Below are 12,758 nucleotides of genomic sequence, written 5' to 3' on the forward strand. Positions count from 1 at the left end.
AACATCCCATCCGTATATTTCCGCCTCGCAATCAGGGATAACAGGGAGATATAAGAATGGGTAACCACAACACCAACCGGCAAGCCGGTCCCGCCATGCGCCTGGGCGCCGGTGCCATCCTCGCCATGCTGGCTGCGGCCGCCGTGCTGCACGGCTGCGGCAGCGACAGCACGGACGCGGCGCCAGCCGCCGCCGCGCCGGTCACGCCGGTCACGCCGTCCGGCGATGCACCCAGCGCCAGCGCCAACATCCAGGCCGCGTGGGTCGAGATCGGCGACAGCAACCAGGCCATCGCCCGCGTCATCACCAACTATGCGGCGCCAACCGCCGCCGCAGGCAGCGCGTTGCCTTCGAACGCCCTTTGCCCGCTGCTGACGGTGGACGGCGTGCAGCAACGCATGGCGCTGCGGGCCGGCGCCGGCACGATGGCGCAGCGCACCACGGCCAGCGCCGCGGCTGACTCCAAACCGTCGGATTTCCCGGTCTCCGTATGCGAGGCCACGCTGCCAGCCGGCGCCGCCGCCGCCAGCGTGGCGGGCCAGACGCTGCCGCTGCCCAAGGCCCAGCCGCAACGCGTGCTGGTGCTGGCCGACACCGGCTGCCGCCTGAAGAAGGCGGATAACGCCTACCAGCCTTGCAGCGATGGCACCGCCTGGCCGTTTGCCGCGCTGGCCACCACCGCCGCCGGCATGAACCCGGACCTGGTGCTGCATATTGGCGACTACCACTACCGCGAAAACCTCTGCCCGCCCGACATCGCCGGCTGCCAGGGCACGCCGTGGGGCTATGGCTGGGATACCTGGCAGGCCGATCTCTTCAAGCCCGCCGCGGCACTCATGGCCAAGGCACCGTGGGTGGTCGTGCGCGGCAACCATGAGGAATGCGCCCGTGCCGGCCAGGGCTGGTTCCGCTTCCTCGATCCGCGCCCATATTCGGACGCGCGCTCCTGCAACGACCCCGCCAACGACAGCAACGCCAACTACTCGGAGCCCTATGCGGTTGCGCTGGGCACCGGCTCGCAGGTCATCGTGTTCGACTCGGCCAAGGCCGGCAAGGCCGCGCTGCCGACCACCGACCCGCAGTTCGTCGCCTACCAGAAGCAGTTCCAGACGGTAGGCTGGCTGGCCGCCAAGCCGGGCATGACCACCACCATGTTCACCAACCACCATCCCATCCTGGCCTTTGCGCCGGTGGCGGGCAGCAACCCGGCGCCGGGCAACCTGGCCCTGCAATCGGTCATGAGCAATGCCAACGCCCGGGCCTACTACCCGCCCGGCGTGCAAGTGGCGCTGCACGGCCACGTGCATGACTTCCAGGCCATCAACTTTGCCTCCAGCCACCCGGCTACCATCGTGTCGGGCAACGGCGGCGACAACCTGGACGTAGCGCTGCCCGATCCGCTGCCGCCCGGCACGATTCCCGCGCCCGGCACCGTGATCGACAAGATCACGCACAGCGCAAGCTTTGGCTTCGTGATGATGGAGCGCAATGCGTCGCCCGCCACCGGCTGGACCTTCAAGGCGTATAGCGTGGCCGGCAAGCTGATGGCGACCTGCGTGCAAACCTCCAATACGCTGGCTTGCGACAAGACCGGCTTCCTGGCGCCGTGATCGGGGCCCTGCGCGCCGCCAGCGCCACCATTGCCGCCAGCGCCGCCGTCTGTCTCGCGGCTGGCGCTGGCGCTGGCGGCGCGGCGCTTGCCGCGCCCGCGCCGGGCGTGGTGCTGATGCCCGGCGCCCCGCCCGCCAGCGTGGTGGACACCATCGGCAAGGGCACGCCCAAGGTCGCCGCCAAGGTCGACCCCACCGCCGCCGTGTTCCGTCCCGATCCGGCACTGGCCGCGTTGGGCAAGCGCATCTTCTTCGATGCGCGCCTGTCCGAGCCGCGCGGCACGTCCTGCGCCGGCTGCCACGACCCCGCGCGCGCCTTCGCGCCGACACTATCGCCCGCGTCGCTGGCAGGCCCGCACGTGCCCCAAGGCAGCCGGCCCGGCCGCTTCAGCCTGCGCAACGCGCCCTCGCTGCTGTACGTGCGCTACATCCCGCGCCGGCATTTCTACCAGGACGACGACGCGCCTTACGCCTCGCCCTTCGGCGGCCTGTTCGCCGACGGCCGCGCCGATACGCTTGCCGAACAGGCGCGCGGCCCCTTGCTCGACCCCAACGAGATGAACAACGGCACGCCGGCCAGCCTGCTGCGCAAGGTCAAGGCGACAGAGCTGGCGCCCGTGCTGGCGGCGCGCTTCGGCCCCGCCGTGCAGACCGATCCCGAGCAAATGCTGCTGGCGCTCGGCAAGGCGCTGGAGGCCTACCTGCAGAGCGATGAGATGGCGCCGTTCAGCTCCCGCTTTGACGACTACCTGCGCCATCGCACGCCGCTGGCGCCGGCACAAGCCCGCGGCCTGGCCTTGTTCAAGAACCCGGACAAGGGCAACTGCATGACCTGCCACACGCTCTCGGATACCGCCAGCCGCCCAGAGCGCTCGCTGTTCACGGATTTCGGCTATGACGCGATTGCCGTGCCCCGCAACCGGGCGCTGGCCGCCAACCGTGATCCCAAGCGCTTCGACAATGGCCTGTGCGACACCGCCCGCCGCCTGCGCTGGCCCGAGCCGGAGCAATGGTGCGGGTATATCCGCACGCCCGGCCTGCGCAATGTCGCGGTGCGCCAGAGCTTCATGCACAACGGCGTGTTCACCACGCTGCGCGATGCCGTGGCCTTCTACAACACGCGCTCGACCGACCCGGGCAAGTGGTATCGCGGCGGCAAGACCTTCGATGACGTGCCGGCGGCGTATCGGGGCAATATCAATATCAACTCGACGCCGATGAACCGGCGCGCGGGCACCAAGCCGGCCATGACCGAAGCGGAAATCGACGATCTCGTGGCGTTCCTGCGCACGCTGACCGATGCGCCCTATGTGGGCATCATGCCGGCTGCGCAGGCCGCCAAGCCCTAAGGACCCCGCGCCGCACAGACGGCATCGGCCTCGAACCCGCGAAAGACCAGCTGCGTGGGATCCGGCTGCGGCTCAATCTCGCGGCCGTCCTTGCCGGCCAGCCGCAGCACTTGCCCGGTGCAGCTCTTCGCCGCCGCGTTGCGCTGGTAGCGCAACTCGTACTGCCAGCCCGGCAGCGGCACAAAGGAAACCCCCACCGAGCACCGATAGGGCTGCTCGCCAGCGGCAACCGCAGCTGCCGTCAGGTAGATGCGCTGGCCAGCCGCCAGCCACCGCTCGCGCGTGTGGCCGGGCGGCTCCGGTGATATCCCCACCATGGCCAGGTCACGCTCCGTGCCCATCGCGGGCAGCTGCTTGCCCGTGCCGCCCAGCAGGAGCGGCTTGGGTGGCTTCGGGCACCGGGTGGCGTCCACCACGCTGAAGGTCGTGTTGTCGTCCGTATTGGTCACCAGCCGGATGCGGGCGGCGGGCGTGCCGGTCTCGACCCGATAGTGGGATATGCAGCCGGACAGGGCAAGCGCCAGGACGCAGAGCGCACCGGGCGGGATGGCGGACTTGCGGACTTTCGACATGGGGATGCAGGAAAGTTGGCCACCGGCAAAGCATACCCGCTTTGATTTCATGACGGGTTCCCCCAAACGGCCGACGGTATGGCTCATGGCACAACGGCCGCGAGCGCGTAGCGGACCCTTGCCACCGTCGGCGCCGACGGCATGGCCAGGGTTAAGGGGTCTCGCTGGCTCAAGGGGACGCGGCTGTTGTGGTCGAGCTTCACCCACGTGCGGGATATCCAGTTCTCTGCCTTCAGGCCAGTGGCCTACCCGGTCATGATGGAGGGGCTGTGGGAGACCGCGCGCAAGCCCTGACCTCGCCCGCCAGCGAAACCCAGCCTTTGCCATATCCAGATTGACAGCGCTTGCGCTCGGACTTACCCTCGGCCGGGTTATCCGATCGGCCCGCATACCGATATCCCTATCGATATCACTTCACGGCTGCGTGACTTCACGGCTGCCCGTAGTGTGACAATCAGGTCACGACAAAGAAGAAAACAATAACAACAATACAAAGACAGAGACCGTTCCACCGTGCCCCCTCGCCTGTCCGACCTCCGCCCCGTCCTGCCGATCCTGATTGGCGCTTCCGTCATGCTGAGCCTGGCCATGGGCCTGCGCCAGAGCCTTGGCATCTTCATGCCCCCGCTGACCAGGGACATCGGCATCTCGGTGTCGGATTTCACGATTGCGATTGCGGTGCAGAACCTGGCCTGGGGACTGCTCCAGCCCATGGCCGGCGCCTGGGCCACGCGGGTGGGGTTCCGGCCGTTGATGATGAGCGGCTCGCTGCTCTATGTGCTGGGGCTGGCGCTGCTGGCCACGGCGCACGGCATCGCAGGCGTGACGCTCGGCGCGGGCGTGGCGATCGGCGCATCGATGGCTTGCACGGGCAGCGCCATTGCCATGGCGGTGGCCGCGCGGCCGGTGCCGGCGGCGTTGCGCAGCGCGGTGCTTGGCATTGTGTCCGGCGCCGGCTCGCTCGGGGCTCTGGTGGCGGCGCCGATCGGGCAGGTGGTGGCGCAGTCGTTCGGCTGGCGCGTGGGGCTGGCGGCCTTTATCCTGCTTGCGCTGGTCATGCTGCCCGCCGCGTGGTACGCGGGCAAGGTGGATCGCCTGCCGCTGCCCACGTTGCCCGGCGCCGTGCAGCAGAATGCGCGCGAGGCGCTTGGCGCGGCGCTGCGGAACAAGGCGTTCCTGGTGATGGGCGCCGCGTATTTCGTGTGCGGCATGCAACTGGTCTTCCTCACTACGCACCTGCCTTCGTATCTCGACATCTGCGGCATGGACCCGATGCTCAGCGCCAAGGCACTCGGCGTGATCGGCGGCTTCAATGTGCTGGGCAGCCTGTTCTTCGGCTGGGCCGGCGGGCGGGTCAACAAGCTCGTGCTGCTCGGCATCATCTACAGCGTGCGCTCGCTCGCGCTGGCCTGGTACTTCTCATCGGCGCCCACGCCGGGCAGCACGCTGGTGTTTGCCGCCATAATGGGCTTCCTGTGGCTGGGCGTGGCGCCGCTGGTGGCGGGCTGGATCGCGCAGACCTTCGGCCTGCGCTGGCAGGCCATGCTGGGCGGCGTGGCGTTCTTCAGCCACCAGATCGGCAGCTTCGTCGGCGCGTTTGGGGGTGGCCTGGTCTACGATGCGCTGGGTTCCTACACCCTGGCGTGGCAGACCGGAGTGACACTTGGGCTGGCCGCCGGGCTGGCGCAGATTGCCTTTGCGGTGGCCACGCGCCCGCGGCCGCCGCAGCTGATGACCACGTAGGCGGGCGCTACGGCAAGGAGCAACCATCATGGCACTGACTCTCCACTACCATCCGCTGTCTTCGTTCTGCCACAAGGTGCTGATCGCGCTCTACGAAAACCAGACGCCATTTTCCGGCGTTGTGGTGAACCTTGGCGAAAAGGACTCGCGCGCCGCGTTCCTGGCGCTCTGGCCCATCGGCAAGATGCCGGTGCTGCGCGACGACAGCCGCGACGTGACGCTCCCGGAAACCACGATCATCATCGACTACCTCAACCAGCACTACCCCGGCGCGCGCGCGCTGCTGCCGACCGATGATGACGAGCGCCGCGAGGCGCGGCTGTGGGATCGCATCTTCGATCTCTACGTGCACCTGCCGATGCAGAAGATCGTAGGCGACCGGCTGCGGGCGGAGGCAGAGCGCGACCCGCGCGGCGTGGCGGACGCGCAAGCCGCCCTGCGCACCGCCTACGACATGATCGAGCAGCGCATGGCCAGCCGCACCTGGATGGTCGGCGAGCACTTCACGCTGGCGGACTGCGCCGCGGAACCGGCGCTGTTTTACGCGGCAGCGGTAGTGCCTTTCGCGCCGACGCATCCGCGCCTGGCCGCCTATTTCGAACGGCTGGTGGCCCGTCCCGCGGTTGCGCAGGTGCTGGCCGAGGCCCGCCCCTACTTCTCCATGTTCCCGATCAAGGACGCCATCCCGGCGCGCTTTCTCCAGGACCAGCCGCCGGTTGCCTGACCCCTTCACATCATGCAGGCCGTCGCCGCCGGCAACGGCGACACGCCGGACCAATGGGTTGTGCCCGTGGTTGCCCGGCGACAGATCTTCCTGGCCGGCCTGGCAGAGTGAATGACTGCACATTGAAAATGCATGACGGCGATGTGCGCGATGTATCACGAATTGACACTTCATCCCGCTGCCGGGTGATGCACGCGGCAGTTCTTGCGCCCATGGCGGGCCCGCTTCGTTCCTAAAGCCGGGATAAGGCCGCAATGGCCCTGCTCCTCTTCGCATTGATCCCCCTTCCCGCTGCTTAATATTCCGCCGCACCTTACGAAACACGACGAGGTGCGGCTGAACCCGAAACGCCGAGGAATTGAAGATTTGCTGGCCCGGCCGCGCCCATGCGGGTGTTGCCAAGTCGTCCTGGTCGCCCCGCGTGTGCTCCCGCCGCGCGGGGTGCTTTTTTTTGCGCGCCGCGGCAATGCGGCGCGCGGCCCGGGGAGGAACTTCAACCGGCCGCGTGCGCGGTCTCGGCGACCAGCGCATCGATCAGCGCCGCCATGGACGCGCGCTTGAGCGACGACTGCCTGACCAGCACGCCGATCTCGCGGGATATGGGTTCGCCGGGCAACGGTATCTCCACAACGTGACGCGCGGCCCGCAGCGGCACCAGCGCGGCCGGAATGATCGCGCAGCCCAGTCCTTCATCGACCATCCGCAGGATCACGGCGGGCTCGTCCAGCTCCATCCCCTCCTCGACCCACAGCCGGTGCCGGCGCAGATAGCGGTCCACCAGTTGCCCGCCCATGGAATGCCGGTTGTAGCGGATGAAGGCCATGGCCGCCAGCACCGCCTTCAAGTCGCGCGGCGAGCCCGCCGGCGCAACGCCGACAAAGCGCTCGCGCATCAGCGGTACCCATTTGAGTTCCTGCGGAATGCCTAGCCTTGGCTTGATCAGCACCGCCACGTCGAGCTCGCGGGCATCGACCTGGGTCAGCAATTGGGTAGATGTGCCGGGGACGATGTTGACGTGTGTCTTGGGAAATCCGGCGCGAAAGCGCTTCATGGCCCCGGGCAGCAGCGCGGCCTGCACGGTGGAGACGGCGCCAAGATCCAGCGGCGTGGTGTCGGAGGCGGAATGCGCGCGGCCCTTCATGGACTCGTATAGCTCGACGAAGCGCATGGCTTCAGGCAGCAGCTTGCGGCCCTCCTGGCTCAGCGCGACCGATTTGCCGGCCCGGTCGAACAACGTGCAGCCAAGGTCTTCCTCCAGCCGGCGTATCTGGGTGCTCACCGCTGACTGGGTGAGGGCAAGGCGTGCGCCGGCGGCGGAAAAGGACGAGGTCTCCGCCGCAACAAGGAAGGTGCGGAAATAACGGATCATGTGGGGGTCATGTGGGGGTCATGTGCGAATCACAGGCGGGATGGCGTGACTCATATTGAAATTTTCGATGCTGAGCACAGAAATCATTCGTTTCATATTACGACTTCTGCTGATTACAATCAAACACGGCAACACACCGACAACCCCCACGCACAAGAGACAAGAGCCCCTTTGATGAGCGCAACCCCGTTGTTCCACCTGGCCTTCCCCGTCAACGACCTGGAAGAAGCCCGCCGCTTCTACGGCGAGCTCCTCGGCTGCCCCGAAGGCCGCAGCTCAAATGCCTGGATCGATTTCAATTTCTATGGCCACCAGGTCGTCGCCCACCTCGCGCCGGAAGAGTGCGGCCACCGTGCCACCAGCGCCGTCGACGGCGACGAGGTGCCGGTGCGCCACTTCGGCGCGATCCTCTCCATGGATGCCTGGGAAGCGCTGGCCGAGAAGCTGCGCGCTGCCAATACGCAGTTTGTGATCGAGCCCCATGTGCGCTTCAAGGGGCAGGTCGGCGAGCAGGCGACGATGTTCTTCCTGGATCCGTCGGGCAACGCGCTGGAGTTCAAGGCTTTTGGCGACATCAGCCAGGTCTTCGCAAAGTAATCCCTCCACGCTTTCGTCACAGAAGGACCCAGACATGACCGAATTCGTAATCCAGCCCGCCGAACAGGCAAGCGTCGCCGTGGCCGGCAGCAGCGCCCGCTTTCCCATCCGCCGCGTGTTTTGCGTGGGCCGCAACTACGCCGCGCACGCCCGCGAGATGGGCAATGACCCGGACCGCGATCCGCCGTTCTTCTTCACCAAGCCGGCCGATGCCGTGGTGGCCGCCGAGGGCACGGTGCCATATCCGCCGCTCACGGAAAACCTGCACCACGAGGTCGAACTGGTGGTGGCGATCGGCAAGAGCGGTGCGAACATCAAGCCCGAACAAGCACTCGACCTGGTGTGGGGCTATGCCGTAGGCGTGGACCTGACCCGCCGCGACCTGCAGGACACCGCCAAAAAGATGAGCCGTCCGTGGGATTGGTCCAAGGGCTTCGACGCCTCCGGCCCTTGCGGCCCGCTGCACCCCGTGGCCAGCATCGGCCATCCCGGCGCAGGCCACGTGTGGCTCAAGGTCAATGGCGAGACGCGCCAGGAAGGCGACCTGAACGAGCTGATCTGGCCCGTGGCCGACGTCATTGCCTATGTGTCGCAAAGCGTGACCCTGGCACCTGGCGACCTGATCTTCACGGGCACGCCGGCCGGCGTCGGCGCGCTGCAGCCCGGCGACGAAGTGACCGCCGGTGTGGCTGGTGTCGGCGAGATCGCTTTCCGCGTGGGCAAGCGTTAAGACGCATTGCACTGGCAAGACATACGATGACATGGCTCACCGCGAGCCATGTCATGGCCTCAGCACGATTCCCGCCTGCCTCGGGCCACGCCGAGCGCACTAACTTTCCTCAAACCGGCCTTAACCTTGCTGCTTCGCTTGACGACGTGCCTGCGCGGGTTATACTTGCCCCATGTTGTACGATAACTTATAAGCCAAGCCACAGGAGACACAATGCGCGAGAACCGGATACGGAACATGTGGGCGAACGGGCAAGCCGTCGTCAATGGCTGGCTGTCCATCCCCAGCAGCTTTGCCGCGGAGACCATGGCCCACCAGGGCTGGGACTCGCTCACGGTGGACCTGCAGCACGGCGCGCTGGACTACCGCGACGCCCTTAGCCTGTTCACGGCGATCTCCACCACCGACACCATGCCGGTGGCGCGCGTGCCCTGGAATGAGCCAGGCATCCTGATGAAGGTGCTCGACGCCGGCGCGTACGGTGTGATCTGCCCGATGATCAACACGCGCGAAGACGCGGAGCGCCTAGTCGCCGCCACCCACTACCCGCCGATGGGCACGCGCAGCTTCGGGCCGATCCGCGGCATGCTGTATGGCGGCCCCGACTATCCCGAGCGCGCCAACGAAACCATCGTCGTCTTCGCGATGATCGAGACGAGGCAGGGGCTGGATAACCTGGACGACATCCTGTCGGTCAAAGGGCTAGATGCGGTTTATATCGGCCCGTCCGACTTGTCGCTCGCGCTCGGCTGCCGCCCGACATTCGACGATGTCGACCCACCCGTCGCGGAGGCGATCGCGCACGTGGTGGCCCGCGCCAAGGCGCGCGGCGTGGTCGCCGGCATCCACAACGGTGCGCCGGAAGCGGCATTGCGCAGGATCGAGCAAGGCTTCCAGTTCGTCACCGTTGGCTCCGATGCGCGCCTGATGGCGGCCGGTGCCCGGCAGGTGGTGACGCAGATGCGCGACGGGCAGGCGGCAGGCGGCGAAACATCGGGATACTGAGCCGGTACTGAGCCGGCCCCGTTTCGGGACAAGCATTTCAGACAAGATCGAGACAAGAGATTTGAGGCACCGGCATCGCGGTGCCCGCTGCGCAGGCGTCCGGCGGCAAGCGATGCCATTGAGATCGACTAACGGAGAACGAAAGTGAAGCTTGGATTTATTGGCCTTGGCATCATGGGCACCCCGATGGCCGCCAACCTGATCGCCGGGGGGCACGAAGTGAGCCTGTCCAGCCGCAGCGGCGTGCCGCAATCCCTGCTGGACAGCGGTGGCGTGGCTTGCAGCTCCGGCAAGGAAGTGGCCGAACGCGCGGACGTGATCTTCCTCATGGTGCCGGACACGCCCCATGTGGAGGCCGCGCTGTTCAATGACGGCGGCATTGCCGCCGGGCTGAGCGCCGGCAAGATCGTGGTCGACATGAGCTCGATCTCGCCCATCGCCACCAAGGGCTTCGCCGAGCGCGTGAATGCGCTTGGCTGCCAGTACCTGGATGCGCCGGTGTCCGGCGGCGAGGTCGGCGCGCGCAACGCCACGCTGTCGATCATGGTCGGCGGCTCGCAAGCGACGTTCGAGACCGTGCGCCCGCTGTTCGAGCTAATGGGCAAGAACATCACGCTGGTGGGGGACAACGGCGCGGGGCAGACCGCCAAGGTGGCCAACCAGATCATCGTGGCACTGAACATCGAGGCGGTTGCCGAGGCCCTGCTGTTCGCCTCCAAGGCCGGCGCGGATCCGGCGCGCGTGCGCCAGGCGCTGATGGGCGGCTTTGCGTCGTCCAAGGTGCTGGAAGTGCACGGCGAACGCATGATCAAGCGGACGTTCGACCCGGGCTTTCGCATCGGGCTGCACCAGAAGGACCTGAACCTTGCGCTGTCGAACGCGCGCGAGATGGGCGTGTCGCTGCCGAACACGGCCACCTGCCAGGAGTTGTTCAATGCCTGCGCAAGCCATGGCGGCTCGGACTGGGATCACTCCGCGCTGGTCCGCGCGCTTGAGCTGATGGCCAACCATGAAGTCGCGGCCAAGAAGGATTGAGGGCACGACTTAGCCAGCAGTCTTTGCCATCGGGCAGCACCCGCTGCCGCCCGATGGCCTTTCCCCACTTTTCCCCTTTCCTCGGTATGGCGTTTGCCCTGCGGTGAGCGCCGTTCACCCCCGCCTCGCCCTATGCCTAGCCTTCCCGATCCCCTTATCGTCATTGCCCCCGATTCATTCAAGGGCTCCCTTGCGGCCGACCAGGTCGCCGCCGCCATCGCCGCCGGGATCCAGCGCGCGCTGCCCGGGGCGACGATCCGGCAACGCCCGATGGCGGACGGCGGCGAAGGCACCATCGACGCAATGCTGGCCGCAGGCGGCCAGCGCGCCGGCATCGAGGTACGCGGCGCGGACGGCGCCGCGCGCATCGCCACGGTAGCGCTGCTCGCGGGCGACCGCGCCGTGATCGAATCCGCGGAAATCGTCGGCATCACCGATCCGGCAGGCATGGCATGCCCCGTGGCGCAGCGCTCGACGACCGGTCTCGGCGATGCCATCAAGGCCCTGCTCGACCTGGGCATGCGCGAGATCTTCGTCGGCCTTGGCGGCAGCAGCACGAACGATGGCGGCGCCGGCCTGCTGCATGGCCTGGGGCTGCGCTTGCTGGATGCGCAGGGCCGCGACATCCCGCCAACGCCCGCCGCGCTGCCCCAGCTGGCGGCAATCGATGCCAGCCAGCTCGACCCGCGGCTGGCTTCCACCAGGCTGGTAGCGATGTGCGATGTCACCAACCCGCTGACCGGGCCGCAAGGCGCCACTGCCGTGTTCGGCCCGCAAAAGGGCGTGCAAGCGCAGGATGTGCAGGCCATCGATGCCGCGCTCGCCGGCTATGCGAGCTTGCTGGAGCCGGCGCTCGGGCGCCACGCCGTGGACGCCGCGGGTGCGGGCGCGGCCGGTGGCCTGGGCTACGCCTTGCTGATGCTTGGCGCGCAGATGCGCCCGGGCGCCGACATCGTGGCGGACTGCGTAGACCTCGATGGCGCGCTCGCGGGCGCCGACTGGCTGATCACCGGCGAGGGACGCAGCGATGTGCAGACGCTAAGCGGCAAGGCGCCGTTGATCGCCTGCCAGCGCGCCCATGCCTGCGGAGTGCCCGCCTCATTGCTTTGCGGCGCCATCGACCCCGCCGCGCTGCCGGCCCTGGGGACGCATTTCACGGGCTGCTTTTCCCTGGCGCCCGGCCCGATCACTGTCGAGCAAGCCATGGCCAACGCGAGCGCTTTGCTATCGGATGCGGCGGAACAGATGGCAAGACTGCGTTTCACCAGCACTCATCCGCTCGAACATGGGTGCCCCCGCCAGGCGGGCGAGGCCTTGCACTGAGCGCCACGGCGCGCCCTGCCTGAAAATCCAGAAATTTCTTAAAGGTGAGCGACCGCGGAAGCAGTATGCTTTTACGAGTCCGCCACGCTCGCGTTGAAGCAGGCGGCCTGGTCTTGCCCCCATAGCCTCCCCCTCTTTAAGGAGCTTGCATGCATCCTAGCGCCCGAGCCGGCCCCAATTCGATCACGCGCGGCGGCAGTCCCTCCGACCCGCTCCTCGCCATCAGCAGGCAAGGCGATCTCATCGCCGAGCTGATCGGCATGACGCGTCCCGCCAATGCCGAGGAACAGCCCCTCGTATCCGCACTGATCGACCGGATCGAAACGCTGGATCGCGGCCTGCGCGAACGCATCGCCAACGCTTGCGCGGAGTTGCAAAGCGTTAGCGCCGGGATGGATAGCCTGCTGCAACTGGCGGAGCTTCAGAGCGAGAAGACGGAGGCGGCTTACGGCTTGTACTGCTTGCTCAAGCTGCTGAAGCTGCAACTGGATGACGCTGTGGAGGACGTGGCTCGGCTGGTCTGAGACGCCGGCGGCCGGGCTGCGGCCGCGACGGCCGTTACACAAGGCGCGGCCTCAACGTTGAAGACATTGCAAACCGTGCCGCTACGCCGGCGTGTCATGCGAATTGGATTTGATTCAAATAGAATTCTTTAAAGAATTCTGATAGATGGTATTTTCCCGGCGGGAGTTTCCCATAGG

The 12,758-nt window shown here is 67.1% G+C and carries 13 protein-coding genes; 11 read left to right on the top strand and 2 right to left on the bottom strand.

The window, feature by feature from the left end; all coding sequences use genetic code 11:
- The first annotated feature begins 56 nt into the window (after window positions 1–56).
- Entirely contained in the window at window positions 57–1,610 is a 1,554-nt protein-coding gene (locus AC1Q7Q_RS35220) for a metallophosphoesterase family protein (RefSeq protein WP_492373398.1), read from the top strand.
- Window positions 1,611–1,726: 116 nt separating this feature from the next.
- Complete coding sequence (locus tag AC1Q7Q_RS35225; protein WP_492373437.1) at window positions 1,727–2,959, top strand: cytochrome-c peroxidase; 1,233 nt, start codon at window positions 1,727–1,729, stop codon at window positions 2,957–2,959.
- Here AC1Q7Q_RS35225 and AC1Q7Q_RS35230 read toward each other — a convergent pair.
- Window positions 2,956–3,531 carry a hypothetical protein gene (locus AC1Q7Q_RS35230; RefSeq protein WP_492373399.1) on the bottom strand — a complete coding sequence of 192 codons (576 nt, stop codon included), beginning with the start codon at window positions 3,529–3,531 and terminating at the stop codon, window positions 2,956–2,958. The genes AC1Q7Q_RS35225 and AC1Q7Q_RS35230 overlap by 4 nt on opposite strands.
- Window positions 3,532–3,672: 141 nt before the next feature.
- Between AC1Q7Q_RS35230 and AC1Q7Q_RS35235 the strand changes: the two genes are divergently transcribed.
- From AC1Q7Q_RS35235 to AC1Q7Q_RS35245, 3 genes are all read left to right on the top strand, one after another.
- On the top strand, window positions 3,673–3,825 hold the full coding sequence (locus tag AC1Q7Q_RS35235) for a hypothetical protein (RefSeq protein WP_492373400.1): 153 nt from the start codon (window positions 3,673–3,675) through the stop codon (window positions 3,823–3,825).
- Between the two features lie 279 nt (window positions 3,826–4,104).
- On the top strand, window positions 4,105–5,274 hold the full coding sequence (locus AC1Q7Q_RS35240; RefSeq protein WP_492373438.1) for an MFS transporter: 1,170 nt from the start codon (window positions 4,105–4,107) through the stop codon (window positions 5,272–5,274).
- Window positions 5,275–5,302: 28 nt separating this feature from the next.
- On the top strand, window positions 5,303–5,998 hold the full coding sequence (locus tag AC1Q7Q_RS35245) for a glutathione S-transferase family protein (protein ID WP_492373401.1): 696 nt from the start codon (window positions 5,303–5,305) through the stop codon (window positions 5,996–5,998).
- A 493-nt stretch (window positions 5,999–6,491) separates the two neighbouring features.
- On the opposite strand, the gene AC1Q7Q_RS35250 is transcribed toward AC1Q7Q_RS35245, so the two are convergent.
- A complete protein-coding gene (locus AC1Q7Q_RS35250; protein ID WP_492373402.1) occupies window positions 6,492–7,367 on the bottom strand; it encodes a LysR family transcriptional regulator in 876 nt (291 codons plus the stop codon).
- A 174-nt stretch (window positions 7,368–7,541) separates the two neighbouring features.
- On the opposite strand from AC1Q7Q_RS35250, the gene AC1Q7Q_RS35255 reads away from it, so the two are divergent.
- The 6 genes from AC1Q7Q_RS35255 (at window position 7,542) to AC1Q7Q_RS35280 (ending at window position 12,581) form a co-directional block, all read left to right on the top strand.
- A complete protein-coding gene (locus AC1Q7Q_RS35255) occupies window positions 7,542–7,964 on the top strand; it encodes a VOC family protein (protein ID WP_150990449.1) in 423 nt (140 codons plus the stop codon).
- Window positions 7,965–7,998: 34 nt separating this feature from the next.
- Window positions 7,999–8,694, top strand: a complete 696-nt coding sequence (locus AC1Q7Q_RS35260) for a fumarylacetoacetate hydrolase family protein (RefSeq protein WP_492373403.1) — start codon at window positions 7,999–8,001, stop codon at window positions 8,692–8,694.
- Window positions 8,695–8,907: 213 nt separating this feature from the next.
- Entirely contained in the window at window positions 8,908–9,699 is a 792-nt protein-coding gene (locus tag AC1Q7Q_RS35265) for an HpcH/HpaI aldolase family protein (protein ID WP_492373404.1), read from the top strand.
- A gap of 144 nt (window positions 9,700–9,843) precedes the next feature.
- Window positions 9,844–10,734 (top strand): 2-hydroxy-3-oxopropionate reductase, encoded by an 891-nt coding sequence (gene glxR / locus AC1Q7Q_RS35270; protein WP_492373405.1) that lies wholly within the window; start codon window positions 9,844–9,846, stop codon window positions 10,732–10,734.
- Between the two features lie 132 nt (window positions 10,735–10,866).
- A complete protein-coding gene (locus tag AC1Q7Q_RS35275; protein WP_492373406.1) occupies window positions 10,867–12,057 on the top strand; it encodes a glycerate kinase in 1,191 nt (396 codons plus the stop codon).
- 149 nt (window positions 12,058–12,206) lie between these two features.
- Window positions 12,207–12,581 carry a DUF1484 family protein gene (locus AC1Q7Q_RS35280; RefSeq protein WP_492373407.1) on the top strand — a complete coding sequence of 125 codons (375 nt, stop codon included), beginning with the start codon at window positions 12,207–12,209 and terminating at the stop codon, window positions 12,579–12,581.
- The last annotated feature ends 177 nt before the right edge of the window (window positions 12,582–12,758 follow it).

The sequence above is a fragment of the Cupriavidus sp. GW823-FHT07A04 genome, assembly GCF_058794615.1.

Excerpts from the sequence above, each read along its gene's own strand:
- AC1Q7Q_RS35235 (WP_492373400.1), top strand. The coding sequence starts at position 3,673 with ATGGCCAGGGTTAAGGGGTCTCGCTGGCTCAAGGGGACGCGGCTGTTG.
- AC1Q7Q_RS35225 (WP_492373437.1), top strand. The coding sequence starts at position 1,727 with ATGCCCGGCGCCCCGCCCGCCAGCGTGGTGGACACCATCGGCAAGGGC.
- AC1Q7Q_RS35230 (WP_492373399.1), bottom strand. The coding sequence starts at position 3,531 with ATGTCGAAAGTCCGCAAGTCCGCCATCCCGCCCGGTGCGCTCTGCGTC.
- AC1Q7Q_RS35260 (WP_492373403.1), top strand. The coding sequence starts at position 7,999 with ATGACCGAATTCGTAATCCAGCCCGCCGAACAGGCAAGCGTCGCCGTG.
- AC1Q7Q_RS35245 (WP_492373401.1), top strand. The coding sequence starts at position 5,303 with ATGGCACTGACTCTCCACTACCATCCGCTGTCTTCGTTCTGCCACAAG.
- AC1Q7Q_RS35220 (WP_492373398.1), top strand. The coding sequence starts at position 57 with ATGGGTAACCACAACACCAACCGGCAAGCCGGTCCCGCCATGCGCCTG.
- AC1Q7Q_RS35255 (WP_150990449.1), top strand. The coding sequence starts at position 7,542 with ATGAGCGCAACCCCGTTGTTCCACCTGGCCTTCCCCGTCAACGACCTG.
- AC1Q7Q_RS35280 (WP_492373407.1), top strand. The coding sequence starts at position 12,207 with ATGCATCCTAGCGCCCGAGCCGGCCCCAATTCGATCACGCGCGGCGGC.
- AC1Q7Q_RS35265 (WP_492373404.1), top strand. The coding sequence starts at position 8,908 with ATGCGCGAGAACCGGATACGGAACATGTGGGCGAACGGGCAAGCCGTC.
- AC1Q7Q_RS35275 (WP_492373406.1), top strand. The coding sequence starts at position 10,867 with ATGCCTAGCCTTCCCGATCCCCTTATCGTCATTGCCCCCGATTCATTC.
- AC1Q7Q_RS35250 (WP_492373402.1), bottom strand. The coding sequence starts at position 7,367 with ATGATCCGTTATTTCCGCACCTTCCTTGTTGCGGCGGAGACCTCGTCC.
- AC1Q7Q_RS35240 (WP_492373438.1), top strand. The coding sequence starts at position 4,105 with ATGCTGAGCCTGGCCATGGGCCTGCGCCAGAGCCTTGGCATCTTCATG.